This window comes from Pseudomonas sp. MTM4, from assembly GCF_019355055.1.
In the GTDB taxonomy this organism is placed as follows: Bacteria; Pseudomonadota; Gammaproteobacteria; order Pseudomonadales; family Pseudomonadaceae; genus Stutzerimonas.
This window is the reverse complement of sequence record NZ_CP048411.1, coordinates 2,573,004-2,598,147: the sequence shown is the minus strand read 5'-3', so window position 1 is coordinate 2,598,147 and position 25,144 is coordinate 2,573,004. Positions and strand designations below refer to the sequence as shown.

Below are 25,144 nucleotides of genomic sequence, written 5' to 3'. Positions count from 1 at the left end.
AATGCCGCGACATGCGTTTGCGAGGTTGTATGCCGTGATCGACTCCGATGGTTTTCGCCCCAATGTCGGCATCATCCTGACCAATGATGACGGGCAGGTGTTGTGGGCCCGGCGGATTAATCAGGACGCCTGGCAATTTCCGCAGGGCGGTATCAATCCGCGCGAGACGCCGGAAGAGGCGCTTTACCGCGAACTTAACGAAGAAGTCGGGCTGGAACAGCAGGACGTGAAGATCCTCGCCTGCACGCGAGGCTGGCTGCGTTATCGTCTGCCGCAACGCCTGGTGCGTACTCATAGCCAGCCGCTGTGCATAGGACAAAAGCAGAAGTGGTTTCTGCTGCGCCTGACCGGCGCCGAGGACCGGGTGCGCATGGATCTGACCGGCAAACCCGAATTCGATGGCTGGCGCTGGGTTAGCTACTGGTACCCACTGGGCCAGGTCGTTACCTTCAAGCGCGAGGTTTATCGTCGCGCCTTAAAAGAACTCGCCCCGCGCCTGATGGCGCGGGACTGACGGGAGAAAGCCTCTGAGCATGCTCGGCACGCTGCGCAAGATTGTCCAGGAAGTGAATGCCGCCAAGGACCTCAAGGCGGCATTGGGCATTATCGTGCTGAGAGTTCGTGAGGCCATGGGCAGCCAGGTCTGCTCGGTCTATCTGCTCGACCCCGAGTCTGGCCGTTTCGTCCTGATGGCCACCGAGGGCCTGAACAAGAAAGCCATCGGCAAGGTCAGCATGGCCCCGAACGAGGGCCTGGTCGGTCTGGTCGGTACCCGTGAGGAACCGCTCAATCTCGAACACGCCTCCGAGCATCCCCGCTACCGCTATTTCGCCGAAACCGGAGAGGAGCGCTACGCCTCGTTCCTCGGTGCGCCGATCATCCACCATCGGCGGGTGATGGGCGTGCTAGTCATTCAGCAGAAGGAACGGCGCCTGTTCGACGAGGGCGAAGAAGCCTTCCTCGTGACCATGAGCGCGCAGCTTGCGGGCGTCATCGCCCATGCCGAGGCGACCGGCTCGATTCGTGGCCTCGGTCGGCAGGGCAAGGGCATTCAGGAAACCCGCTTCATCGGCATTCCAGGTGCGCCGGGCGCGGCCGTGGGAACAGCGGTGGTGGTGCTGCCACCGGCCGATCTGGACGTGGTGCCGGACAAGACGATCAATAACGTTCCGGCCGAGCTCGAACTGTTCGAAACCGCGCTCGAGGCGGTACGCGCCGATATGCGTGCGCTGTCGGAGAAACTCGCCACGCAGATGCGCAAAGAAGAGCGCGCGCTGTTCGACGTTTACCTGATGATGCTCGACGACTCCGCTCTCGGCGGCGAGGTAACCAAGGTCATCCGCACCGGCCAATGGGCTCAGGGGGCCTTGCGCCAGGTGGTCGGTGATCATGTCGCACGTTTCGAGATGATGGACGATGCCTATCTGCGCGAGCGTGCCTCGGACGTCAAGGATATCGGCCGGCGTCTGCTCAGCTATCTGCAGCAGGCACGCCAGCAGACCCTGACCTACCCGGACAAAACGATCCTGGTCAGCGAGGAGCTGTCCCCGGCCATGCTCGGCGAAGTGCCGGAAGGCAAGCTGGCGGGCATGGTGTCGGTGCTGGGTTCGAGCAACTCCCATGTCGCCATCCTGGCGCGTGCCATGGGCATTCCCACGGTGATGGGAGCGGTAGACCTGCCGTATTCGAAGGTCGATGGCATCGAGCTGATCATCGACGGTACGCGCGGCGAAATCATCACCAACCCGGCCAAGGTGCTGCGCGAACAATACCTCGTCCTCGCCGAGCAGGAGCGCCAGCTCTCCGAAGGTCTGGACATCCTGCGCGAGTTGCCCTGCGAAACCACCGATGGCGTGCGCATTCCGTTGTGGGTCAATACCGGTCTGCTGGCCGACGTGGTGCGTGCGCAAGAACGCGGCGCCGAAGGCGTCGGCCTGTATCGCACCGAAGTGCCCTTCATGATCAAGGAGCGCTTCCCCAGCGAAAAGGAGCAGATGGCGATCTATCGCGAGCAGCTGGAGGCCTTCCATCCGCTGCCGGTCACCATGCGCACCCTGGATATCGGGGGCGACAAAAGCCTGCCGTATTTCCCGATCAAAGAAGAGAATCCTTTCCTCGGCTGGCGCGGCATCCGCGTCACGCTGGATCACCCCGAGATCTTCCTGCTGCAGACCCGCGCGATGCTCAAGGCCAGTGCCGGGTTGAACAACCTGCGCATTCTGCTGCCGATGATTTCCGGCACTCACGAGCTGGAAGAAGCCCTGCACCTGATCCACCGTGCCTGGGGCGAAGTGCGGGATGAAGGCACGGACGTCGAGATGCCGCCGATAGGCGTGATGATCGAAGTGCCGGCGGCTGTCTATCTGACGCGCGAGCTGGCGCGCCAGGTGGATTTCCTTTCGGTGGGTTCGAATGACCTGACGCAGTATCTGCTGGCGGTCGACCGCAACAATCCGCGCGTCGCCGATCTCTACGATTATCTGCATCCGGCGGTACTCGAGGCGTTGCAGCGCATCGTTCGCGAGGCTCACGACGAGGGCAAGCCGGTGAGCATCTGTGGCGAGATGGCCGGTGATCCCGGTGCTGCCATCCTGCTGCTGGCGATGGGTTTCGACAGCCTATCGATGAACGCCACCAACCTGCCGAAAGTGAAGTGGCTGCTGCGCCAGATCAGTTCATCCATGGCTCGCGAGCTGCTGGCCAAGGTGATGGTGATGGACAGCCCGCAGGTGATTCACGCCACGGTGCAGCTGACCCTGCGTAACCTTGGCCTGGATCGCATGGTCAACCCGTCGGCGGCGATCTAGGTCCTGAATCAGGGGGTTGGCTGTTCAATCTGCCGGCGCTTTTACCGCCGGATTGCGTAACCGAGCCTCGCCTTAGTCCTGCTATGACTCGTCTCGGCGCCTGGCCCTTGTACGAAATTCATTCGCCAGCTCTTGAACGAACTTCAGACCCTAGCCCAGCAATGACGGGAGACTGATGTGGCTCTCGCCTAGCGCACCGGCTGGGCCGAAGCGGCGCTCGATGATCTCCGCCGAGCCATCGGCGCGGCGAAGCAGTGCGGTGCTTGCGCGGGTTCCGTAATCGGCGCTGGCGATGAACACGCTGGACAGCCTCTTTTCCCATTCGTACGGCACGCCGGTGTTGGGCAGGTCGGCGTCTGCGGCAAGCTGCGCGTCGCTCAACAGCCGGAGCAGATCATCCGCTTTCGGTGCTCCCAGGCACTCATGTAGTGCCGAGCGGGCCCGCACTAGTTTCGGCCAGGGGGTGTTCAATGCCGCGTTGGATAATCCGTAAACGCCGGCGGACAGCTGTTCCGGTATTCCGGTGTGCGAATTGAGATACCAGAGTTGATGCGCGTCGCCTACCAACAGATTGAATCCGGAATAGTGCTGCAGGTTGCCGGCCAGCTCGATTAGATAAGCCTCTGGCGACAGCTGGCCGAGTAGAAAGCGCTCCGGCAACTCGCCCCGTGAACGTGTTCCGAGAGGTGAGCCAGGCGCCCGAATATTCGTCAGCGCGGCGAAACGACCAGCAGGCCCTACGCCCATCCAGGTACCGCCGGCCTGCAGATCTCGCCCCGCGACGATGTGCGGCGCGTCGTCCCAATAGCCCAGAGGCTGGCTGGGGCGCGCATGAAACTCGTCACGGTTGGCCGCGACGATCAGCGGTAGCGCATGGGTCGGGCGCCAGGCGAATACGATCAGGCACATAGGTTTGCTCAGCTGAAAGCTTGAAGCCATAAGCTTGAAGCCAAGCAGCCCGGATCGGCAACCTGTTCCAGCTTTTCAGCTACCATGCCGCTTTGTTTTTTAGGACGGTCCGATGGAGTTCGTGCTTTATCTGCTGCTTGGCGGATTCGCTGGTGTGCTGGCCGGACTGTTCGGTGTTGGTGGCGGGATGATCATCGTCCCGGTGCTGGTGTTCAGCTTTACCCTGCAAGGTTTCGATCCGCAGATACTGACCCATCTGGCCGTCGGCACATCGCTGGCGACGATCATCTTCACTTCGCTGAATTCGATCCTGGCCCACCACCGCAGGGGCGCGGTGCAATGGCCGGTGGTGCTGTGGATGACCTTCGGCATCCTGCTCGGCGCTGCGTTGGGCAGCGTTACTGCCGCCTCGATTCAAGGGCCGATGTTGCAAAAAATCATCGGCGTGTTCGCCATAGCCATGGCGATCCAGATGGCCTTCTCGTTGCAGCCCAAGGCCAGCGGTGGCGTGCCCGGCAAGCCTGGGCTGACGCTGGCGGGGGTGGTGGTTGGCTGGGCTTCGGCGATCTTCGGGATTGGCGGGGGCTCACTGACAGTGCCCTTCCTCAGCTGGCGCAGCGTGCCGATGCAGCAAGCCGTCGCGACGTCCGCGGCCTGCGGTTTACCCATCGCCCTCGTCGGCGCGTTGAGTTTTGTAGTGGTCGGCTGGCAGGATGCGCATCTACCGGAATGGAGCTTCGGTTTCGTCTATCTGCCGGCAATGGTGGGTATCGCGATAACCAGCATGTTCTTCGCCCGCATCGGTGCGCAGCTGGCGCATCGGCTGTCGGCGCCGATGCTCAGGCGCCTGTTTGCGCTGTTGCTGCTTTGCGTTGGTATCAACTTCTTGATCTGAGGAAACCCGGATGTTGCCTTATCCGCAGATAGACCCAGTAGCTGTCTCGCTCGGACCGCTGCAGATTCACTGGTACGGCCTGATGTACCTGATCGGCATTGGCGGCGCCTGGCTGCTCGCGTCGCGCCGGTTGCACCGCTTCGAACCCAGCTGGAACAAGGACAAGCTTTCCGATCTTGTCTTCTGGGTCGCCATGGGCGTGATCGTCGGCGGGCGGCTGGGCTACGTGCTGTTCTACGATCTGGCTGCCTACCTCAACGACCCGAGTTTGATCCTGCAGGTCTGGAAGGGCGGCATGTCGTTCCATGGCGGCCTGATCGGCGTGTTGCTGTGCACCTGGATCTTCGCGCGGCGTAACGGCAAGAGCTTCTTCGAACTGATGGATTTCATCGCGCCGTTCGTACCCATCGGTCTGGGCGCCGGACGCATCGGCAACTTCATCAATGCGGAGTTGTGGGGCAAGGCGACGGATGTGCCCTGGGCGATGGTGTTCCCCACCGATCCGCAGCAACTCGCGCGGCACCCCTCGCAGCTCTACCAATTCGCACTGGAAGGCGTGGCGCTGTTCGTCATTCTCTGGATTTATTCGAGCAAGCCGAGGCCAACCATGGCGGTGTCCGGGTTGTTCGCGGTGTGCTATGGCATCTTCCGCTTCATCGTCGAATTCGTGCGGGTGCCCGATGCCCAACTCGGCTACCTGGCCTTCGGCTGGCTGACCATGGGGCAGGTATTGTGCGTGCCGATGGTGCTGATCGGCCTTGGCATGATCGCCAGGGGCTACCGCCACGAGCCGGCCAAGGCGTCGGCCTGACGCCATACGCCCGGCTTGTCGCCAAGCGCAAGACAAGCCGGGCGCCGGCTCTTACTATTCACAGGTTTCCTTTCACCGCGCCTCGGCGCCCGCTTCGAGCCCATCGATGAAACAGTATCTCGACCTGATGCGCCATGTGCGCGAGAACGGCACTTTCAAGAGCGATCGCACCGGCACCGGCACTTACAGCGTGTTCGGCCATCAGATGCGCTTCGACCTGGCCGACGGTTTCCCGCTGGTGACCACCAAGAAATGCCACCTAAAATCCATCATTCATGAGCTGCTGTGGTTCCTGCAGGGTGATACCAACGTGCGCTATCTGCAGGAAAACGGCGTGCGCATCTGGGACGAATGGGCCGACGAGAATGGCGAACTCGGGCCGGTCTACGGCTATCAGTGGCGTAACTGGCCGGCGCCCAATGGGGAGTCGGTCGATCAGATCGCCAAGCTGATCGAGATGATCAAGAGCAATCCAGACTCCCGCCGGCTGATCGTATCGGCCTGGAACCCGGCGCTGGTCGACCAAATGGCACTGCCGCCGTGTCATGCGCTGTTCCAGTTCTATGTCGCCGACGGCAAGCTCAGCTGCCAGCTGTACCAGCGCTCGGCAGACATCTTCCTCGGCGTGCCCTTTAACATCGCCAGTTACGCACTGCTGACGCTGATGGTGGCGCAGGTCTGCAATCTGCAGCCGGGCGAGTTCATCTGGAGCGGCGGCGATTGCCATCTGTACGCCAATCATCTGGAGCAGGCCGATCTGCAGCTGACGCGTGAGCCGCTGCCGCTGCCGACGATGAAGCTCAATCCCGAGGTCAAGGACCTGTTCGCCTTCCGTTTCGAGGATTTCGAGCTGGTCGGCTATGAAGCGCATCCGCACATCAAAGCGCCCGTGGCGGTTTGATATCGGACTTTGGTCGGGTTCTTCCTGGGCGATAACCTGACTGTCACATTTGCGCTATAGACTCGACCGATTGTGTTCCGGGAGGTCGGGCATGCGCAGGGTAGTGTTCAATCAGAAAGGCGGTGTCGGTAAGTCCAGCATTGCCTGCAATCTCGCGGCGGTGAGCGCGGCCGAGGGCTATCGCACCTTGCTGGTGGACCTCGATGCCCAGGCCAACTCCAGTCATTACCTCAGCGGATTGGCAGGGGACGATCTGCCCACCGGCATCGCCGACTACTTCAAACAGATATTGGCCGGCGGCGCGGCGGGAAAGAAGGCGCGACCGCCGATCAGCGAGACCCGCTTCGATAATCTGCATCTGGTCGGCGCCACGGCCGAACTGGCGGATCTGCAACCGAAGCTCGAAGCCAAGCACAAGATCAACAAGCTGAGAAAGCTGCTGGAAAGCCTCTCCGAAGAATACGAGCGGATCTATATCGACACGCCGCCGGCCCTCAATTTTTTCACGGTATCGGCATTGATTGCGGCGGACCGTTGCCTGATTCCGTTCGACTGCGACAGCTTTTCTCGCCAGGCGCTGTACAGCCTGCTCGACGAAATCGAGGATTTACAGGAAGACCATAACGAAGGGCTGGAAGTCGAGGGCATCGTAGTCAATCAGTTTCAGCCGAGGGCGGCGCTGCCGCAGCAGATGATCGACGAGCTGTTGGCCGACGGCTTGCCCGTGCTACCGGTGCATCTGATGAGTTCGGTGCGGATGCGTGAGTCGCATCAGGTCTGCGTGCCGCTGATTCATTTCGATCCGCGGCACAAGCTGACCCAGCAGTTCGTCGCGCTGCACGCGCATCTGGAAGGCCACTGATTCACTCGTCGCGCGAGCCTTCGATCTTGCGTCCCAATCGAGAGGCATACAGCTCGCCGATGATGCCGCGGCGGAAGATCAGCACGCAGACCATGAAGATGATCCCGGTCACCAGCGTGACCGGCAGCTCGGAGGTGGCGAAGTAGTTGCCCAGCGTAGTCACCAGCGCGGCGCCGAACACCGGACCGACCAGCGTGCCAATGCCGCCAAGCAGCGTCATCAGTACCACTTCACCGGACATCTGCCAGCTGACGTCGGTCAGGGTGGCGAACTGGAACACCAGCGCCTTCAACCCGCCGGCCAGCCCCGCCAGCGCCGCCGACATGACGAAGGCGCCGAGCTTGTAGCGGGACACCGAATAGCCGAGGGAAATGGCGCGGTTTTCGTTCTCACGAATCGATTTGAGGATCATGCCGTAGGGCGAGTTGATGATGCGCCAGATCGCCAACAACCCGAGCAGAAATACCGTCAGCACGAAGAAGTACATGCTCAGCGGCTCTTTCAGGTCGATCAGCCCGAACAGGTGGCCGCGAGGAACGCCCTGGATGCCATCTTCGCCGTGGGTGAAGGGCGCCTGCAGGCAAAAGAAGAAGAACATCTGCGACAGCGCCAGCGTGATCATCGTCGAGTAGATGCCTTGCCTGCGGATCGCCAGAAAGCCGATCACCAAGCCCAGAAACGCGGCGCCGACCACGCCGACCAGAATGCCCAGTTCTGGCGTCAGGCCCCATTCCTTGACCGCGTGGGCGGTGAAATAGGCGGCGCCGCCGAAGAATGCGGCGTGGCCGAACGAGAGAATGCCGGTGTAGCCGAGCAGCAGGTTGAACGCGCAGGCGAACAGCGCGAAGCACATCACCTTCATCAGGAACACGGGGTAGAAATACAGGGGCGCCAGTACCAGCGCGACGATGCCGAGAAGAATCAGAATCCTCTCGGCATTCCAATGCTTTCGCTTTGCAGCGGACGTTGCGGTCGCTTGCATATCAGCCATCCCTTCCCATCAGGCCCGCAGGGCGCACGAGCAACACGATCGCCATGACCACGAAGATCACGATATTGGACGCCTCGGGATAGAACACCTTCGTCAGCCCCTCGAGGATGCCGAGCATATAGCCGGTGATGATCGCGCCGAGGATCGAGCCCATGCCGCCCACCACCACCACGGCGAACACCACGATGATCAGATTCGAGCCCATTAACGGGCTGACTTGGTAGATCGGGGCCGCGAGAATCCCGGCCAGCCCCGCTAGTCCGGCGCCCAGTCCGTAGGTGAAGGTCAGCAGCAGCGGCACGTTGATGCCGAAGGTGCGCACCAGTGTCGGGTTCTCGGTCGCCGCACGCAGATAGGCGCCGAGTTTGGTCTTTTCGATCAGCAGCCAGGTACCCAGGCAGATAAGCAACGACGCCAGCACGACCCAGGCGCGGTACTTGGGCAGAAACATGAAGCCGAGGTTGTAGCCGCCCGACAGCAGGCTCGGCACCGCGTAGGGCTGGCCGGATGAGCCGTAGTAGTAGCGGAACGCACCTTCCAGCGCGAGGGCCAGGCCAAAGGTAAACAGCAGGCCGTAGAGATGATCGAGATTATACAGACGCGATAGCGCCAGCCGTTCGACCGCCGCGCCGACCAGGCCGACGATCAGCGGCGCCAGGATCAGCGCCGGCCAGTATCCGATGCCCAGTACCGCCAGCAGCAGATAACCGGCGAACGCGCCCATCATGTACTGCGCGCCGTGGGCGAAGTTGATCACCTTGATCAGGCCGAAGATGATCGCCAGGCCGAGGCTGAGCATGGCGTAGAAGGAGCCGTTGATCAGCCCGATCAGCAATTGCCCGAGAAAGGCCTGAATGGGTACACCGAAGATCTCCGTCATCAGACCCCCAGGGTTTCGTTGAGTATCGTCATGCGATCCGGTAGCTCGCTGACATGGAAGTCATCGACGATCTTTCCGTGATCGACCAGATAGAAGCGGTCGGCGACTTTGCTGGCGAAACGGAAGTTCTGCTCGACCAGCAGAATGGTCATGCCGCGCTGCTTGAGGGTCAGCAGGACGTCGCCGATGCGCTGTACGATCACCGGCGCCAGGCCTTCGGTGGGTTCGTCGAGCAGCAGCAACTTGGTTCCGGTACGCAGGATTCGCGCAATGGCCAGCATCTGTTGTTCTCCACCCGAAAGCTTGGTCCCGGCGCTGTGGCGGCGCTCCTTGAGATTGGGAAACAGCTCGTAGATTTCGCCGACGCTCATGCCGCCCTGGGCGATGATCGGCGGCAGGGTGAGGTTTTCCTCGACCGTCAGGGTGGCAAAGATGCCGCGTTCTTCCGGCACGAAGCCCATCCCGGTATGAGCGGTTCGGTGCAGCGGCACGCGCATCATGTCGCGCCCATCGAAGGTGATGGTCCCGCTGCGCTTGCGGATGATGCCCATGATCGAGCGCAGCGCCGTGGTCTTGCCGACGCCGTTGCGGCCAAGCAGCGTCACGGTCTCGCCCTGATGCACGTCCAGGTCGATGCCGTGCAGGGCATGGCTTTCGCCATACCAGGCGTTCAGTTCGCGAACGCTCAGCAGTGGGGTCGCCTCACTCATCTTCCGTCCCCATATAGGCTTCGCGGACGCGCGGGTCCTGGCTCACGCTACGGTAATCGCCGGAGGTGAGAATCTCCCCGCGCTGCAGGACGGTGACCTGATCGCAGAGATCGGCGACGACTTTCAAGTTGTGTTCGACCATCAGTACGGCGCGGTCGCGGGCGACCTCGCGGATCAGATCGGACACGATATGCACGTCCTCGTGGCCCATGCCGGCCATGGGTTCGTCGAGCAGCAGCACCTTCGGCTCCAGAGCGAGGGTGGTGGCGATTTCCAGCACGCGCTTGCGCCCGTAGGAAAGATCCGCGGCGGGTCTGTTGCAGGCATCTTGTAGCCCGACCGACTCGATCAGCGCCATGGCGCGCTCGTTCAGCCGGTTCAGCGAGCGCAGCGGCAGCCAGAATTGAGTGGCCAATCCGCCGGGCCGTTGCAGCGCCACGCGAACGTTTTCCAGCACGCTCAGATGTGGAAAAACGGCGGAAATCTGAAAGGACCGCACCAGCCCCATACGTGCAACCTTGGCCGGATCAGTGCGAGTAATGTCCTGGTCGAGCAGCCTAATGCTGCCGCTCGATGGCTGCAGAAACTTGGTCAACAGATTGAATACCGTCGTCTTGCCCGCGCCGTTGGGGCCGATCAACGCATGGACCCGGGCGTGATGGACGTCCAGATCGACGTTGTTCACTGCCACGAACCCACCGAAATCGCGGCGCAATCCACGCGCCGACAGCACGACGCGCGGTTGGCCGTCAGTGTCCGGGGAAGCCACGGCTTCCCCGGCTGCGTTGCCCATGCTGGCCGCCATGCTTATTGCTTGACCAGATCGCAGCCGCTCTCGGCTGGTTTGATGTACGCCTCGTCGCCCGGCACCGTGGCGAGGACCTTGTAGTAATCCCAGGGCTCCTTGCTTTCGTCCGGCTTTTTGACCTCCATCAGATAAACGTCGCTGATCAGGCGTCCGTTGGCACCGACCTTGGCATCGCGGGCGAAGAGGTCGTTCACCGGCATCTCGTGCATGGCTTTGGCGACCGCTTCGGTTTCATCAGTGCCGACCTTGTCGATTGCCTTGAGGTACTGCAGCACGCCCGAGTAGGTGCCAGCGTGGACCATGTTCGGCATGCGGCCGGTGCGTTCGAAGAAACGTTTGCCGAATTCGCGGGACTGGTCGTCACGATCCCAGTAGAAACTCTCGGTAAGGGTCAGGCCTTGTGCCGCTTCGAGGCCGAGCCCGTGCACTTCGGAAAGCGTGAAAAGCAGCGCCGCCAGCCGTTGGCCGCTGGCAACGATGCCGAACTCCGCCGCCTGCTTGATCGCGTTGGCGGTATCCATCCCGGCATTGGCCAGGCCGATGACTTCGGCGCCGGACGATTGCGCCTGCAGCAGGAAAGATGAGTAATCGTTGGTCGCCAGCGGGTGCCGCACCGCGCCCTTGATCTCGCCGCCTTTGGCTTTGACGAATGCGCTGGTTTGCTCTTCCAGCGAGTAGCCGAAGGCGTAGTCGGCGGTAAGGAAGTACCAGCTATCGCCGCCCTGGGATACCAGCGCGCCACCGGTGCCGACCGCCAGCGCGTGGGTATCGTAGGCCCAGTGGAAACCATAGGGCGAGCATTGCTTGCCGGTCAGTTCGGCGGTGGCGGCGCCTGTCACCAGGTTGATCTTCTTCTTTTCCTTGGAAATGCCTTGCACCGCGAGTGCGACGGAGGAGGTGGTCAGCTCCATGATGGAGTCGACCTGTTCGCGGTCGTACCACTGGCGGGAAATGTTCGAGGCGATGTCGGGTTTGTTCTGATGATCGGCGGTGACGATTTCGATGGGGGCGCCTTGCACCGTTCCGCCGAAATCCTCGGCCGCCATCTTCGCCGCCTCGTAGGACCATTTGCCGCCGAAGTCGGCGTAGACGCCGGATTGGTCGTTGAGGATGCCGATTTTCACTTTGCCATCGGATATCTCCGCAGCCGATGCGGGAATCACCGCCGCTGCGCTCAGTGCTGCCGTTGCAATTGCCAGAAGCTTCATCGCCTATCTCCTTGCAGGGTTGACCGCTTACAGACGGCCCGTTTGGGCTGCCACGACTGGACGGTTCGGTAAGTCAGATGGTGGCAGTCGGGACTGCCGATCAACACGACGATCGGACGCCGATGAGCGCCGCAGTGACGGGCGCGATCCATGGGGCGTGTCGATGACAAAATGAATGGGGTTGCGGCGGGAATAACGCCGGAAGTAGTGACCTGCCGCCGTGCCTGGCAGGCAACGGCGAGGTCGAGGGGGTAGGGTCACTCGGTCCGGCATATGACTCTTCATGTTTTTTATTGTTTAGAGCTAAACGTAGCAGGGGAACGACCAGACGCAACTGGCCGCGGCGAAAGAATGGGCTGGGTGCGGCCACCTCATTCGTCGCAATACGCGAGGTTGACGCTTGCGTTAGGGTCTGTTCCCGTTTCGTCGCGGCCGCGACGGAGCCCGTTTTTGCGCGAGACAAGGCACGAGTTGCGCAGTTTGGTTGCTCCAAATAAGCGACGAGAAACGCCGTATCGCGCAAAAACGGGCCCGTCCCTTCGGGTTGCGCGGCAAATGACGCCATGCGGCGTTGCGGGACTTGCCAGGGGAGCGACCATTACCTGCGTCCCGCGCCTTGCCTGGCGTCATTTGGCGCAGCAACGCGGCTCGCAGCGAAATGGGAACAGACCCTAAGGTTCGGTGAATTAAAAATAACAGGCGCAACGCTGGCGTTATGCCTTGAGTCCATCCGTTCCGCGACACTTCGCCTCGTTTCAGAGCCGATTCGAACCCGGCCGAGCACGGCCGAAGCTCGACGCTGGTCGGCTGTGCTTTTTTCAAAAGCCGGCTGCCGCTATGCTGGCCACCATTCAAGCAGGAGCGATTGATGAGCAAGGTCAGTGTGCTGGTAGTGGACGACGCGCCCTTCATCCGGGATTTGGTGAAGAAAGGCTTGCGCAGCCAGTTTCCGGGTATCCGCATCGAGGAAGCGGTGAATGGTCGCAAGGCCCAGCAGATGCTCGATCGCGACCGCTTCGATCTGATTCTCTGCGACTGGGAAATGCCCGAGATGTCCGGGCTCGAACTGCTGACCTGGTGTCGTGCTCACGATAATCTCAAAACCACGCCGTTCATCATGGTCACCAGCCGTGGCGACAAGGAGAACGTCGTACAGGCGATCCAGTCCGGCGTATCCGATTTCATCGGCAAGCCTTTTTCCAATGAACAGCTGACCACCAAAGTCCGCAAGGCGCTGGGTCGCGCCGGCAAACTCGATGCGTTGGCTGCCAGCGCGCCGGTACGGCCAACGAACACCGGAATGGCCAACGACTCGCTGGCCGCGCTTACCGGCGGCAAGGCCGAGGTGGTCAAGCCTGCGGCCGCGCCAGCCAGCTCGCCGGCATTCGCCTCGCCGTTGATCCAGCCGAGCGCGCCCAAACCCTCGGCGTCGATCGGTGGGCGCGGTCAGGGCCAGTTGCGCCTGGCATCCGGGACGCTCGCCTGCGTGATCAAGGCGTTGAGCCTCAAGGAAGGTTTGCTGGTCATCAAGCGCAGCGAGAATCTGCCGCAGGTGCTGGAAAGCGCTGTGCTCGACCTGGAGCAGGGTGAGGGCGGCGAGGTGGCGCGCCTGAATGGCTATTTGCACGCCGTTGCGGCGCTGGAGCCGAAACCCGACACCGAGTGGTTGCAACTGACCTTTCGTTTTGTCGATCGCGACCCACAGAAGCTCGATTACCTGTCGCGACTGATTGCCCGCGGTACCGCGCAGCGGCATTTCGTACCGGGCGCCTGAACCGGCACAGCGGCGGCCCTTTGGAAACCGCTCGTCTGGAAAAATTCGCGTTCATTGGAACGATTTCACAGCCCGACGGTCGGTGGCTCGCGCATGCCCCGTTGCGCTGCTAGTCTGCAGCGCTCTGAATACATAACCCTATGAAGTCTGCCGTTATGTTGGGGCGCATCCTTTTCTGTCTCGTGTCGTGCTGGCTGGCATCGCCCGCATCGGCCCTGACCATCTACAAATACACAGACGCCAACGGCGTGGTCACCTACAGCGACCAGGCCGCTCCTGGCGCGCGCGTGTTCACCTTCAACGACCGCATGGTCGAGACGCTCGATAACCAGGTGAAGCTGGAGACGCGCAAGCATGCCGCCGGGGAGACCTTGCTGGTGCGCAATGATCTCTTCGCGCCCGTGGATATCGAGCTCCAGCTGACCGGTGTGCAGAACGCCGTCGGCGTGCCGGATGAACCGATCCGCTGGGTGCTGCCGCCACGCAGCCAGATCCGTCTGGCGACCCTGGCGCCGCTCGACCCTTCAAAGCCCCTGAAATACACCCCCAAACTGCGCCATGCGCTGGGCGATCCGCGCCTGCTACCCAAACCCTATCGTTATCCGCTGCCCTGGCGCGGGGGTCCGTTTCGCCTGACCCAGGGCGCCAATGGCAAATACAGCCATTTCACGCCCAAAGGCCGCTACGCCGCGGACATCGCCATGCCCGAAGGCACGCCGATCATCGCGGCGCGTGGCGGCATGGTGGTGAAGATCGAGAACAGCCAGAGCGGGCGCGGTAACAATCCCGCGGGCAACTTCGTGCGGATCATGCATGACGACGGCACCATGGGCGTCTACCTGCACCTGATGAAGGGTTCGGTGAGCGTCCGGGAAGGCCAGCGGATCGATACCGGAATGCTCATCGCCCGCTCCGGCAATACCGGTAACAGCACCGGCCCGCACCTGCATTTCGTGGTTCAGCGCAACGTTGGGCTGGCGGTCGAATCGATTCCCTTCGACTTCTCCCAGCCGGTCAACAGCCTGCCGAATTTTGCGGTGGGAGGGGAGTAGAAGCAGCTGGACGCTTCAAGCCACACGCTTCAAGTAACGGCCGAAACGCCGGCCGGCGTTTCGGCGCTGCCCCGACTCTAATTCGCTTGCAGCTTGCAGCCGCTTATTCCTGCTTCAACACCTTAGCCAACACGATCTTCGGACCGCGCATCTTCTTGATGACGATTTGCAGGTCTTCGATGAGCAGCACTTCGTTCTCTTCCGGAACGCGTTTCAGGGTTTCGTAGATCAGGCCGGCAAGGGTATCCGCCTCGATGTGGTCGAGGTCGACGTTCAGCAGCCTTTCGACCTTGAACAGCGGCGTGTCGCCACGCACCAACAGTTTGCCGGGCTGATAAGCGAGGATGCCGCGCTCGGTCTTGCGATGTTCGTCCTGGATGTCGCCCACCAGAACCTCGAGCACGTCCTCCATGGTCAAGAAGCCCACCACCTTGTGGTCGCCCTCTTCCACCAGCACAAAATGCGCGCCGCCCTGGCGGAACTGATCCAGCAGCGCATTCAGCGGCAGGTGCCGGGGCACCCTTTCCAGCGGGCGCAGCAGCGCGGCGAGATCGAAGTGTTGTGCCAGCTCGGCGTCGCTGGCCAGCGCCAGGAGCAGATCCTTGATGTGCAGCAGACCGATGTAATCGCCCTGCTCGGTATCGAAGACCGGGTAACGGCTGTACTTGTGGCGACGAATCAGCTCGAGGATGTCCGGCAGCGATGCGTCGTGCTCCAGTTGCAGCAGATCTTCGCGCGAGTTGGACCAGTCGGCGACTTCCAGCTCGCTCATCTGCACGGCGGAGGCCAGCACCTTGATGTCCTGGTTGGCCGGGTCGAGCGCGCGGTTGGAGTGCAGGATCAGCTTCAGCTCGTCGCGGCTGTAGTGATGTTCATGATGGTCGCCCGGCTCACCTTGCCCGGCGACACGCAGGATCGCGTTGGCGCTGGCGTTGAGCAGGTAGATCGCCGGGTACATCGCCCAGTAGAACAGGTACAGCGGCGCAGCCGTCCATAGTGACAACAGTTCGGGCTTGCGGATCGCCCATGACTTGGGCGCTAGCTCGCCGACGACGATGTGCAGGTAGGAAATGATGAAGAACGCGGTGAAGAAGGCAATCCCGTGGATCACCGCTTCGTTGTCGATGCCGATTAACACCAGCAACGGCTCGAGCAAATGAGCGAAAGCCGGTTCACCGACCCAGCCGAGGCCGAGTGAGGCCAGGGTGATACCCAACTGACAGGCCGACAGATAGGCATCCAGCTGATTGTGGACCTTGCGCAGGATGTGTCCGCGCCAGCCATGTTGCTTGGCGATGGCTTCGACCTTGGTGGCGCGCAGCTTGACCATGGCGAACTCTGCGGCAACGAAGAAGCCGTTGAGCAGAACCAGGAACAGGGCAAAGAGGATCAGACCGAAATCGGCGAAATAGGAGGGTGCAACGTAGTTGGTTGCGAAACTGGGGGAAGGGTCCATGAGGGGTTCGGGTAGTCGGTGACGGCACAAGAATGGGGCCGGTTACCAGTTATTTCAAGGAGCGCATCCGACCCTCCCTCGGCAGGTGACGGTTGGTATTCAGCGAACCGTCACCTGGGATAGCGGGAAGTGACAGGTAAAAATACTGCCTTTGCCTGGCGTGCTGTCCACATCCAGACGACCTTGGTGGCGCAGCAGCACATGCTTGACGATGGCCAGGCCCAATCCGGTACCGCCGGTGTTGCTGGCGCGGCTCGAGTCGACCCGGTAGAACCGTTCGGTCAGGCGCGGCAGGTGCTTGGCTTCGATGCCGATTCCCGAATCCTGAACGGCGAGATGCGCGCCGTACTCGTTGCACCACCAGCGGATGCGGATTTCACCCTCGCTTGGGGTGTACTTCACCGCATTGAATATCAAATTGGAAAACGCACTGCGCAGTTCGGACTCGCTGCCCTTGAGCAGCAGGATGGGATCGGCTTCGAAGTGGATGTCATGGTTCTGATCGGCTGATAGAGCTTGTGCATCGCTTTTGATCGACTGCAGCAGGGCGGCGATATTGACCGGCTGGCTGTTGTTCGGCGGGTTGGTGGCTTCCAGCTTGGCAAGCAGCAGCAGGTCGTTGAGCAGGTGCTGCATGCGACCAGCCTGCTGATTCATTTGGTTCAGCGCTCGCGGCCAGCGCGATGGCATCTCGTCGGTATGCTCGAGCATGGTTTCCAGATAACCGGCAATCACCGTCAGCGGCGTGCGAAGTTCATGCGAAACGTTGGCGACGAAGTCCTTGCGCATCTGTTCCAGCAGGTGAAGGCGGGTGATGTCGCGCACCACCATCAGATGTTCGCTGTTGCCGTAGCGGGTGATGGTGATCTGCAGCCAGAGGCGATCGTTGACGGGGGAGGCCAGCTCCAGCGGCTCATCGTGACGGCCGCTGTCGAAATATTCCTTGAAGCTCGGGTGGCGCACCAGGTTGCTGACCGGGTGGCCGGCATCCTGCGGCCGCTTCAAACCCAGCAGGCGCTCGGCGGCGGGGTTCCACCATTCCAGATTGCCTTCGCTGTCGAGCATGATCACGGCGTCTTTGAGCGCCGTGGTGGAACCCTGCACGCGATCGATCACCGATTGCAGCTGGCTGCGCAGCCGCTGGTCCCTGCGCTGCATCTGATAGAGATTGTCGAAGATATCCCCCCACGGGCCATGGCCGTCCGGTGGTGGATCATCAGGCTGGCTGCGTTTGAGCCATTGCTGCAGGCGGCGCATCTGGTGCAGCGTCCAACCGAGATACCCGGCCAGGCCTATGACCAGCGCCCAGGCATACTCGCCGGTGATCAGGCCGATCAGCAGGCATACGACCAACAGCACAAGCAGCTGGCGCACCAGTGCACCTTGCCAATCTTGGTTCACGCTAATGCTCCTTGAAGCCGCTTGGGGTCGGTCGGAAATCTTGCCACGCCGAACGCTCGGCGGCTCGGGTCGAGTGAAGACTGCGCACTGGCGCAGCCTTCACACCCGCTCGGAATGCGGTTTCGTTCAGCTCTTGGTGGAGAAGCGATAACCCGTACCGCGCACCGTCTGCACGAGATTTTCGTAGGTTTCGCCCAGCGCCTTGCGCAGGCGTCGGATATGCACGTCCACGGTGCGCTCCTCGACATACACATTGCCGCCCCAGACCTGATCGAGCAACTGCCCGCGCGTGTAGGCGCGCTCCTGGTGGGTCATGAAGAACTGCAGCAGGCGGTACTCGGTGGGGCCCATGTCGGCTGGGGTGCCATCGATGGTGACGCGGTGGCTGATGGGATCGAGCAGCAGGCCGCCGATCTCGATCGGCGTTTCGTTGTCGCTCGGCGCGGCGCGGCGCAGCACGGCTTTCAGGCGTGCCACCAATTCACGCGGCGAGAAGGGCTTGGTGATGTAGTCGTCGGCACCGACCTCCAGGCCCTGGATCTTGTTGTCCTCGGCGTCCTTGGCGGTGAGCATGATGATGGGGGTGTTGGCGGTCATTTCATCGCGCTTGAGCCGCCGGGCCAGCTCGATTCCGGACGTGCCGGGCAACATCCAGTCGAGCAGGATCAGGTCCGGTTGACGGTCGATGATCAGTGCGTGGGCCTGCTGGGTGTTGTCCGCTTCGAGGCATTCGTAGCCGGCCATTTCCAGCGCCACCACGATCATCTCGCGAATCGGCGCTTCGTCATCGACGATCAGTATGCATTTGCCGTTCATGTCCGCTCTCGGTCCGTTTCTTGTCGCTGGGCATTAGATAACGGAAATGTTGCAGCGATATGACAAATTTATCCGCTCAGGTATATCCCATATATTGGGAGTGTAACTCGCATATTGAGATTGCCTGATTTTGATACTAAGGTGCGCTTCGTAGGAGACGCTCATGACTCAAGACAACAACAAAGAAGCTCCCCTCGGCGCGCAGGCGTTGTTTCGGGGGTTGGCGGTAATCGATGCGGTGTCGCAGGGTGCGGATTCGCTTGCAGCGATCGGCAGCGCCATCGGCTGCACGCGCAGCACGACACACCGTCTGGTCGCGGCGCTGGTGCAGGCTGATTATCTGCGCAGCGAGGCGCAGGGTTATCGTCTCGGCCCGCGGCTGATCGAGCTGGGTTACAAGGCTCGTGCGGAAATGCCGTTGATCAAACTGGCGCGCCCTCATCTGCAGCGCCTGGCCGATCTGACGCAGGACACCATTCACCTCGGCGTTCGCGAAAGCGGCGACGTTCTCTACATCGATAAGTTGTCGAGCACCCGCGGTCTGGAGATGCGCTCGCGTATTGGTTTGCGCATGCCCCTTGCTCTGACCGGAATTGGCAAATCGCTGATGCTCGACCTACCCGCAGCCGACTGGCAGGCGCTTTACGAAGAGGGACTTCAGCGGCGAGCGGGGCAGAGCGGGTTGCGTGAGGAGTTCACCCCCTGGCAGGACTATCACGCGCAGATGGCGGAATACGCGGCGGGTGGGTTCAGCTTCGACCTTGAGGAAAACGAGCTCGGTGTGCGCTGCGTAGCGGCTCCTGTTCGCGACACGGGCGGGGAGATCATTGCAGCGCTGAGCGTCGCCAGCGCGATCCCCTACATGCCGGAAAGTCGTCTGGAAGAACTGCGACCTGTGGTCATACGGTGCGCGGCAGACGTATCCGCCGAGCTGGGATGGAGGGGGCGATGAACGAGCCCTGCCTGATCGGTATCGACTGGGGAACCTCATCCCTGCGCGCTTATTTGCTCGGCCCTGGCGCCTTGCTGCTGGATAGCCGGTCGCAGCCTTGGGGAATTCAACACACACCCGGCCGCGATTTTGCCCGCGCCTATCGGCTTCTGCTGGAGGACTGGCTTGCACGCTGGCCCGGCTTGCCGGCCATCGCGTCCGGCATGATTGGAAGCCGTCAGGGTTGGCGCGAAGTGCCCTATGTCGACTGTCCGGCCGACGCGTCGGCCCTCGCTGCCGGTTTGGTCAGTATCGAAACCGGTGCCGGTGCTCTGCACCTGATTCCGGGTGTGCGGCAGGTCGGTGAGCACCCCAACGTATTACGCGGCGAGGAAACCCAGGTAGTGGGAGCGCTGGCCCTCGAACCCGTCCTGGAGAAGCAGGCGCTTTTGCTGCTGCCGGGCACCCATAGCAAGTGGGTCCAGGTGCGCGACGGTGCGCTGCAAACCTTCTCCACCTATATGACTGGCGAGTTGTTTGCAGTGCTGCGGGAACATTCGATTCTCGGCCGGCCGGCACTGGAAGCGGGTCCGGTTGCCAGTGCCGAGGCCTACCGACGCGGGATTCAGGCGGCGCGCGACAGCGACCCGAGTGGCATCGCCGATCGACTGTTCAGTGTCCGCAGCCTGGTGCTTTGCGGAGAGCTGCCAGCTATTCATAGCCTCGATTATCTCTCCGGTCTGCTGATCGGCGAGGAGCTGCGCAGCGCGCTGTGTGGCTTCGCATCGTCACCGTTAGCGCCCCCGGTTCTACTTGGCGAACCGGCGCTGTGCGAGCGCTATCGCGAAGCGCTGGCGCTATTTGGACTCGACCGCGTGCGGAGCCTGGACAACCCCGGCGTCGCAGGTCTCTGGCAGGTCGCACAGGCCGCCGGGCTGATCGGCAAAGAGGAGATGCAACGTGCTTGACCCATTCATGGCCCAGCTACCCCTGGTGGCGATCCTGCGCGGCATCACGCCAGAGTCGATTCTTCCCGTGGGCCGGGCGCTCTACGAGAGCGGCTTCCGCCTGATCGAGATACCGCTGAATTCGCCGCAGGCGCTGGCGAGTATCGAAATGCTCGCCGCGGATCTGGGCGCCGACTGCCTGGTCGGTGCCGGCACGGTGCTCGATGTGGCCCAGGTGAACGCGGTCGCTGCCGCCGGCGGGCGCCTGGTCGTCTCCCCGAACACGAATTTGGAGGTCATTCGCGCCACACGTGCTGGCGGGATGATCAGCGCACCGGGAGTGGCCACGCCGAGCGAGGGTTTCGCTGCGCTGGAGGCTGGCGCCCAGGTGCTCAAGCTGTTCCCCGCCGAACAGTGCGGTCCTGCCGTGGTGAAAGCCTGGCGAGCTGTATTCCCTCCGGACTGCCCGCTACTTCCGGTCGGTGGCATCACGCCTGAAAACATGGCCGCTTTCGTCGATGCCGGCGCGGCTGGTTTCGGCCTGGGATCAGCCCTCTACAGGCCGGGCCAAAGCGCCTCGGATGTGGCGCGTAGCGCCGCTGCTTTCGTTGCCGCCTGGGAGCGATTGAAAACCGAATGAGGTAATCCCAACGCCCGTTTACGGGCCTGCAGCTGTATTCAAAAACAATAAAAGGAGAGCTGATATGTCCATGACTTCAACCCCTCGCTGGGTCCGCAAAGGCTGCCACGCACTGGCCCTGCTATTTGGGCTGAGTGCTTTGCCAGCAATGGCCGCCGAGTGGCCGACCCGGCCGGTCACCATCGTCGTCCCGGCGGGCGCCGGCGGTGGTTCCGATGGCACCGCACGTATTCTCGCCAAGTACCTCAAGGAAGAGTTCGGCCAGCAGTTCAACGTGCTCAACCTAGGCCAGGGCGGCGGTGTGGTCGGCATCAACCGCATCGTCGCTGCCAAGCCGGACGGCTATACCCTCGGCGTGCTGTTCAACTATGCGCACTACAAGGAAATGGGGCAGGCCGATTTCGAGCTGAACGACTTCACGCCCATCGCGCAGTACAACTTCGACCCGGCAGGCTTCCAGGTTCGCACCGACTCGCCATTCAAGACCGTCAACCAGGCATTGGACGCGATCAAGGCTGAGCCGGCGAAATACACCATCGCTTGTGCCGGCGGCTGCGGCGGCTCCTGGCCGGTCGCGGTGGCAACCCTGCTCGACCGCTGGGGTGTCGAGATGAGCAAGGTGCGGATGATCCCAGGCCAGGGCGCGGCTGCCGCCATGCAGGATCTGGCCGCCGGCGGCGTTGACTTCGTGCCGAGCTCGCTACCCGAGGCCGACGCCATGCTCAAGACCGGCACGGTGCGCAGCCTCGCGGTGTTCGGTCCCGAGCGGCAGGAAAATTTCCCGGAAGTGCCCTCGCTGAAAGAGGCTACCGGGCTCGAACTAGAGCTCGGCTCGTTCCGCGGTTTGGTCGCGCCTACAGGGCTGCCGACGGATGTCCGCGCCAAGCTCGAAGCCGCGATGAAGGAGATCTATGCCAACCCTGAGTGGCAGGCCGAGATGAAGGCGCGCGGCTTCAATCCGCAGTGGCGTGATTCGGAGGCCTTTGCCCGTTATCTTGAGCAGCACACCGGTGACGTCAAGGCGCTGTTCGCCAAGATGAACATGTGATCGCAGCCGGCACGGAGTCGCAGCCATGAAACTGTCCGACCTGACCTGGGGAATCCTCAACCTGGCGCTTGGCCTCGGCGTGCTCGTCGTGGCTAGCGGCATGGAAGCGTCGCCGTACTTCCAGTATGGCGCCGGTTTTTACCCGTCGATAATCGGCGCGATGTTGATGCTGGTGGGCCTCGTGCTCAGTAGCAAGGGCGTAGTGGCCGCGCGGGCCGGACGCGCCCCGATGTGGCTGGGTCTGTGTGACTGGTGCCGCGTGCCGGGTCACTGGCTCAGCCTCGGGCTGGTGATTGGCGGACTGATCGCGTTCCTGCTGTTGGTCGAGCCGCTCGGCTTCCTGCCTACTGGCTGGCTGCTCGTCGCCGGGCTCGGTGCCCGTTTCACTGGGCGGCCGCTGCGCGCGATGGTCTGCGCGGTTGGCGTGGTCGGCTTTCTCTATGTCTTTTTCCAGCAGGTAATGGGCGTGCCTTTGCCCCAGGGCGTGCTGGCCAACCTTGGAGGGCTATAAATGGAAGCCATCCTCGACGCGCTCGGCCAGGTGTTCACTTTCAAGGTGCTCGGCATCATGGCGGTGAGCGCGCTCTACGGGCTGATGGTCGGCGCCATTCCCGGCCTCACGGCCACGCTAGCGGTAGCGCTGATGGTGCCGATCACCTTTTTCATGGACCCGGTACCTGCCATCGCTGCAATCGTGACAATGGCTGCGATGGCGATCTTCGCTGGTGACCTGCCTGCGGTATTGCTGCGCATGCCCGGTACACCCGCCTCGGCGGCCTACACCGATCAGGCCTACCGCTTCACCCAGGCCGGGCGGGGCGAGTACATCCTCGGCATCAGCGCCTGTACGTCGGCCATTGGTGGCAGCATCGGCGTGCTCGCGCTGATGTTCGGCGCGCCGCTGCTGGCACGCTTCGCGCTCAACTTCAGTTCGTTCGAATACTTCTGGTTGGCCACGCTCGGGCTGACTGCCGCGATCATGGTCGGCGGTACGCAGGTGAGCCGCAGCGCAGTTTCCTTGCTGCTCGGTCTGCTGGTGGCCAGTGTCGGCATCGACCCGGTGTCCGGCGAGACGCGTTTTACCTTCGGTAGCGACGCGCTGCTCGGCGGCTTCGGCTTCATTCCTGTGATCATCGGCCTGTTCGCAGTCGCCGAGATCCTGCGCTTTTGCACCCGCAGCGCCAGCGAGCGGGAATTGCCGCACGTGCCGCAGCAGCCGCTTTACCTGCAAGCCCTGCGCGATGCGCTGCGGCACAAGCTCGGCATTCTCCGTGGCTCGGTGACCGGCACGCTGATCGGTGCTTTACCCGGTGCCGGTGCCGACATCGCCGCCTATATCGCTTATGCGATGGGGCGCCGCCAGCGCGGTGCTGCTAACCACCCCGATGAAGGTGCGGTGGCGCAGATCGCACCGGCTACCGCGGCGAACAACGCGGCGGTCGGCGGCAGCTTCATTCCGGCCACAGTGTTCGGTATTCCGGGCGATTCGCTGACCGCCATCGTCATCGGCGTGTTGCTGATGAAGGGACTGAATCCAGGGCCGACGATCTTCACCGACAACGCCAGCATGATCAATGCGGTGTTCCTCGCCTTTCTTCTGGCCAACCTGATGCTGATTCCGTTCGGTTTTCTCTCGGTGCGGCTGTTCAAACAGGTGCTACGGATTCCGCAGGGCATCCTGATGCCGTCGATCCTGCTGTTCGCCATGGTCGGTGCCTACGCGGTGGAAAACAGCCTGTTCGCGGTGGTGACCATCCTGGTCTTCGGTGTGCTCGGCTTTCTGCTCGAGGAGAACGACTTCCCGCTGGCTCCGATGATTCTCGGCATCGTCCTCGGTCCGCTGCTGGAGGAAACCTTCGTCACCTCGATGATGCGTTCGAACGGCAGCTTCCTGGCCTTTTTCGAGCGTCCCGTATCCCTTGCCTTGGCCCTGATCACGCTCGCGGTCTGGCTACTGCCGCCGCTTTTGCGCCTTTGGCGTGAGCACCGCACACCCCGTCCCGCTTTCACTGACTAAGGAGCAACCATGTATTTCAACGACCTCAAGGGCAAGCGCGTCCTCATCACCGGCGCCACCATGGGTATTGGTCTGGCCACCGCCCAGGCATTTGCTGCGCTCGGCGCGCAAGTTGGTATCACTGCGCGTAACCGACCTACCAATCTTGATGAGCTGCTGACCGAACTGTCGGCGTATGGCGCGGAGGCGGCGTTTTTTGCTGGTGACCTGAGCCGTAGCCAGGACTGCATCGACACCGTTACCGCCTTCGTCCAGCGTTTCGGCGGGCTTGATGTGCTGGTCAACAATGCCGGCGCGCTGCTGGAAAGGCGCGGGCTTGAGAAAATCGATGATGCTTTTTTCGATGCCATGGTCGACGTGAACCTACGCTCGGCACTGTTGATCACTCGCGAAGCCATCCCGCACCTGCGTAAATCGGCCAAGTCCAGCGGACAGAGCACATCGGTGATCACCACCGGCTCCATTGCGGCCTATAACGGCGGCGGCCCCGGCGCGAGCCTTTATGCTGCCGCCAAGGCCTGGCTGCATAACGTGCAGCGCAACTGGGTGCGCGAGTTCGCCGGTGACAACATCCGCTTCAACGTGGTGGCGCCGGGCACGGTGGATACGGCTTTCCATGCCGACAAGGATGACTCCGCGCGCGCGCAGGTGAACACCACCATTCCGCTCGGACGATTCGGTACGTCCGAGGAAATGGCCCCGGCTTACCTGTTCCTCGCCTCGCATGCCTGCAGCGGCTATATCACGGGCCAGACGCTGGACGTGAACGGCGGCCAAGCGATGCCATGAGGAGCGCACGATGAATACGCAGGTTGCGGCACCCCCGCTGGTCTACGGGCCGCCCATCAGTCTGGAAACGGCGAGCCGCGTCGTCGACGCCGCACGTGCACATGCGCAGGCCAACGGCTGGGCGATGGTTATCGCCGTGACCGACGCCGGTGGTCATCTGGTCCTGCTGCAGCGGATGGATCACGCCACGCACGGCAGCGTCGAGGTGGCCCAGCGCAAGGCGGCCACCGCGGCGGCCTTCAAGCGCGCCACCAAAGGTTTCGAGGAAACTCTCGCCAGCGGCGGGGCGACCTTGCGGCTACTGTCGATGCATAACGCCATCCTTATGGATGGCGGCATTCCGTTGATCGACGACGGCCGCGTGATTGGCGCGATCGGCGTTTCCGGCATGCACCCGAGCGAGGACGGTCAGGTCGCCGAGGTCGGTGCACGTGTGCTGAACGGCTGAGTGCTGCCAAGTGAAAAGCCCGTCCCGGCAGCGCCGCGACGGG

Annotated in this window: 25 protein-coding genes; 16 read left to right on the top strand and 9 right to left on the bottom strand. The window is 62.3% G+C overall.

Annotated features, from left to right (window positions below; translation table 11 throughout):
* Positions 1 to 34 precede the first annotated feature (34 nt).
* The gene (locus GYM54_RS11965; protein ID WP_131651383.1) at positions 35 to 514 is read left to right on the top strand and encodes an RNA pyrophosphohydrolase; all 480 of its coding nucleotides are present in this window, start codon (positions 35 to 37) and stop codon (positions 512 to 514) included.
* Between the two features lie 19 nt (positions 515 to 533).
* Positions 534 to 2,807: a phosphoenolpyruvate--protein phosphotransferase gene (gene ptsP, locus GYM54_RS11960; RefSeq protein ID WP_197445268.1), complete on the top strand. Its 2,274-nt coding sequence runs from the start codon at positions 534 to 536 to the stop codon at positions 2,805 to 2,807.
* A 150-nt stretch (positions 2,808 to 2,957) separates the two neighbouring features.
* Here the strand turns inward: ptsP and GYM54_RS11955 are convergent, their stop codons facing one another.
* Complete coding sequence (locus tag GYM54_RS11955) at positions 2,958 to 3,716, bottom strand: NRDE family protein (RefSeq protein WP_181102986.1); 759 nt, start codon at positions 3,714 to 3,716, stop codon at positions 2,958 to 2,960.
* A 112-nt stretch (positions 3,717 to 3,828) separates the two neighbouring features.
* On the opposite strand from GYM54_RS11955, the gene GYM54_RS11950 reads away from it, so the two are divergent.
* The 4 genes from GYM54_RS11950 to GYM54_RS11935 all read left to right on the top strand — a co-directional run bounded on the left by GYM54_RS11950 (position 3,829) and on the right by GYM54_RS11935 (position 7,185).
* Positions 3,829 to 4,611, top strand: coding sequence for a sulfite exporter TauE/SafE family protein (locus GYM54_RS11950; protein WP_181102977.1), 783 nt, complete (start codon positions 3,829 to 3,831; stop codon positions 4,609 to 4,611).
* Between the two features lie 10 nt (positions 4,612 to 4,621).
* A complete protein-coding gene (gene lgt / locus GYM54_RS11945; RefSeq protein WP_181102975.1) occupies positions 4,622 to 5,422 on the top strand; it encodes a prolipoprotein diacylglyceryl transferase in 801 nt (266 codons plus the stop codon).
* 106 nt (positions 5,423 to 5,528) lie between these two features.
* Entirely contained in the window at positions 5,529 to 6,323 is a 795-nt protein-coding gene (locus GYM54_RS11940) for a thymidylate synthase (RefSeq protein ID WP_197445267.1), read from the top strand.
* Between the two features lie 91 nt (positions 6,324 to 6,414).
* Positions 6,415 to 7,185 carry a ParA family protein gene (locus tag GYM54_RS11935; RefSeq protein WP_131651389.1) on the top strand — a complete coding sequence of 257 codons (771 nt, stop codon included), beginning with the start codon at positions 6,415 to 6,417 and terminating at the stop codon, positions 7,183 to 7,185.
* A gap of 1 nt (position 7,186) precedes the next feature.
* On the opposite strand, the gene GYM54_RS11930 is transcribed toward GYM54_RS11935, so the two are convergent.
* The 5 genes from GYM54_RS11930 to GYM54_RS11910 are packed head-to-tail and all read right to left on the bottom strand — an operon-like array spanning position 7,187 to position 11,782.
* The gene (locus tag GYM54_RS11930) at positions 7,187 to 8,167 is read right to left on the bottom strand and encodes a branched-chain amino acid ABC transporter permease (protein WP_131651390.1); all 981 of its coding nucleotides are present in this window, start codon (positions 8,165 to 8,167) and stop codon (positions 7,187 to 7,189) included.
* Between the two features lies 1 nt (position 8,168).
* Positions 8,169 to 9,056, bottom strand: a complete 888-nt coding sequence (locus GYM54_RS11925; protein ID WP_131651391.1) for a branched-chain amino acid ABC transporter permease — start codon at positions 9,054 to 9,056, stop codon at positions 8,169 to 8,171.
* On the bottom strand, positions 9,056 to 9,766 hold the full coding sequence (locus tag GYM54_RS11920; protein ID WP_181104774.1) for an ABC transporter ATP-binding protein: 711 nt from the start codon (positions 9,764 to 9,766) through the stop codon (positions 9,056 to 9,058). The genes GYM54_RS11925 and GYM54_RS11920 overlap by 1 nt, the downstream gene beginning before the upstream one ends.
* On the bottom strand, positions 9,759 to 10,559 hold the full coding sequence (locus tag GYM54_RS11915; RefSeq protein ID WP_197445266.1) for an ABC transporter ATP-binding protein: 801 nt from the start codon (positions 10,557 to 10,559) through the stop codon (positions 9,759 to 9,761). Before GYM54_RS11915 ends, GYM54_RS11920 begins: the two co-directional genes overlap by 8 nt.
* 14 nt (positions 10,560 to 10,573) lie before the next feature.
* Positions 10,574 to 11,782: an ABC transporter substrate-binding protein gene (locus tag GYM54_RS11910; protein ID WP_131651394.1), complete on the bottom strand. Its 1,209-nt coding sequence runs from the start codon at positions 11,780 to 11,782 to the stop codon at positions 10,574 to 10,576.
* A gap of 868 nt (positions 11,783 to 12,650) precedes the next feature.
* On the opposite strand from GYM54_RS11910, the gene GYM54_RS11905 reads away from it, so the two are divergent.
* On the top strand, positions 12,651 to 13,556 hold the full coding sequence (locus GYM54_RS11905) for a response regulator (RefSeq protein ID WP_181104770.1): 906 nt from the start codon (positions 12,651 to 12,653) through the stop codon (positions 13,554 to 13,556).
* A 155-nt stretch (positions 13,557 to 13,711) separates the two neighbouring features.
* Positions 13,712 to 14,608 (top strand): peptidoglycan DD-metalloendopeptidase family protein, encoded by an 897-nt coding sequence (locus GYM54_RS11900; protein ID WP_197445371.1) that lies wholly within the window; start codon positions 13,712 to 13,714, stop codon positions 14,606 to 14,608.
* A gap of 103 nt (positions 14,609 to 14,711) precedes the next feature.
* On the opposite strand, the gene GYM54_RS11895 is transcribed toward GYM54_RS11900, so the two are convergent.
* The 3 genes from GYM54_RS11895 to phoB form a co-directional block, all read right to left on the bottom strand.
* The gene (locus GYM54_RS11895) at positions 14,712 to 16,064 is read right to left on the bottom strand and encodes a hemolysin family protein (RefSeq protein WP_197445265.1); all 1,353 of its coding nucleotides are present in this window, start codon (positions 16,062 to 16,064) and stop codon (positions 14,712 to 14,714) included.
* A 99-nt stretch (positions 16,065 to 16,163) separates the two neighbouring features.
* Positions 16,164 to 17,465, bottom strand: coding sequence for a phosphate regulon sensor histidine kinase PhoR (gene phoR / locus GYM54_RS11890; RefSeq protein ID WP_197445264.1), 1,302 nt, complete (start codon positions 17,463 to 17,465; stop codon positions 16,164 to 16,166).
* 126 nt (positions 17,466 to 17,591) lie between these two features.
* On the bottom strand, positions 17,592 to 18,281 hold the full coding sequence (phoB, locus tag GYM54_RS11885) for a phosphate regulon transcriptional regulator PhoB (RefSeq protein ID WP_158187083.1): 690 nt from the start codon (positions 18,279 to 18,281) through the stop codon (positions 17,592 to 17,594).
* 163 nt (positions 18,282 to 18,444) lie between these two features.
* On the opposite strand from phoB, the gene GYM54_RS11880 reads away from it, so the two are divergent.
* The 8 genes from GYM54_RS11880 (at position 18,445) to GYM54_RS11845 (ending at position 25,101) form a co-directional block, all read left to right on the top strand.
* Positions 18,445 to 19,233, top strand: coding sequence for an IclR family transcriptional regulator (locus GYM54_RS11880; protein WP_197445263.1), 789 nt, complete (start codon positions 18,445 to 18,447; stop codon positions 19,231 to 19,233).
* Positions 19,230 to 20,180, top strand: coding sequence for a 2-dehydro-3-deoxygalactonokinase (locus GYM54_RS11875; protein WP_197445262.1), 951 nt, complete (start codon positions 19,230 to 19,232; stop codon positions 20,178 to 20,180). The genes GYM54_RS11880 and GYM54_RS11875 overlap by 4 nt, the downstream gene beginning before the upstream one ends.
* Entirely contained in the window at positions 20,173 to 20,799 is a 627-nt protein-coding gene (locus tag GYM54_RS11870; RefSeq protein WP_231752187.1) for a 2-dehydro-3-deoxy-6-phosphogalactonate aldolase, read from the top strand. The genes GYM54_RS11875 and GYM54_RS11870 overlap by 8 nt, the downstream gene beginning before the upstream one ends.
* A gap of 64 nt (positions 20,800 to 20,863) precedes the next feature.
* Positions 20,864 to 21,847: a tripartite tricarboxylate transporter substrate binding protein gene (locus GYM54_RS11865; protein WP_197445261.1), complete on the top strand. Its 984-nt coding sequence runs from the start codon at positions 20,864 to 20,866 to the stop codon at positions 21,845 to 21,847.
* A gap of 25 nt (positions 21,848 to 21,872) precedes the next feature.
* Positions 21,873 to 22,358: a tripartite tricarboxylate transporter TctB family protein gene (locus GYM54_RS11860; protein WP_197445260.1), complete on the top strand. Its 486-nt coding sequence runs from the start codon at positions 21,873 to 21,875 to the stop codon at positions 22,356 to 22,358.
* A complete protein-coding gene (locus tag GYM54_RS11855; protein WP_197445259.1) occupies positions 22,359 to 23,864 on the top strand; it encodes a tripartite tricarboxylate transporter permease in 1,506 nt (501 codons plus the stop codon).
* Positions 23,865 to 23,873: 9 nt separating this feature from the next.
* Positions 23,874 to 24,653, top strand: coding sequence for an SDR family NAD(P)-dependent oxidoreductase (locus GYM54_RS11850; RefSeq protein WP_197445258.1), 780 nt, complete (start codon positions 23,874 to 23,876; stop codon positions 24,651 to 24,653).
* A 10-nt stretch (positions 24,654 to 24,663) separates the two neighbouring features.
* Complete coding sequence (locus tag GYM54_RS11845) at positions 24,664 to 25,101, top strand: heme-binding protein (RefSeq protein ID WP_197445257.1); 438 nt, start codon at positions 24,664 to 24,666, stop codon at positions 25,099 to 25,101.
* Positions 25,102 to 25,144 lie beyond the last annotated feature (43 nt).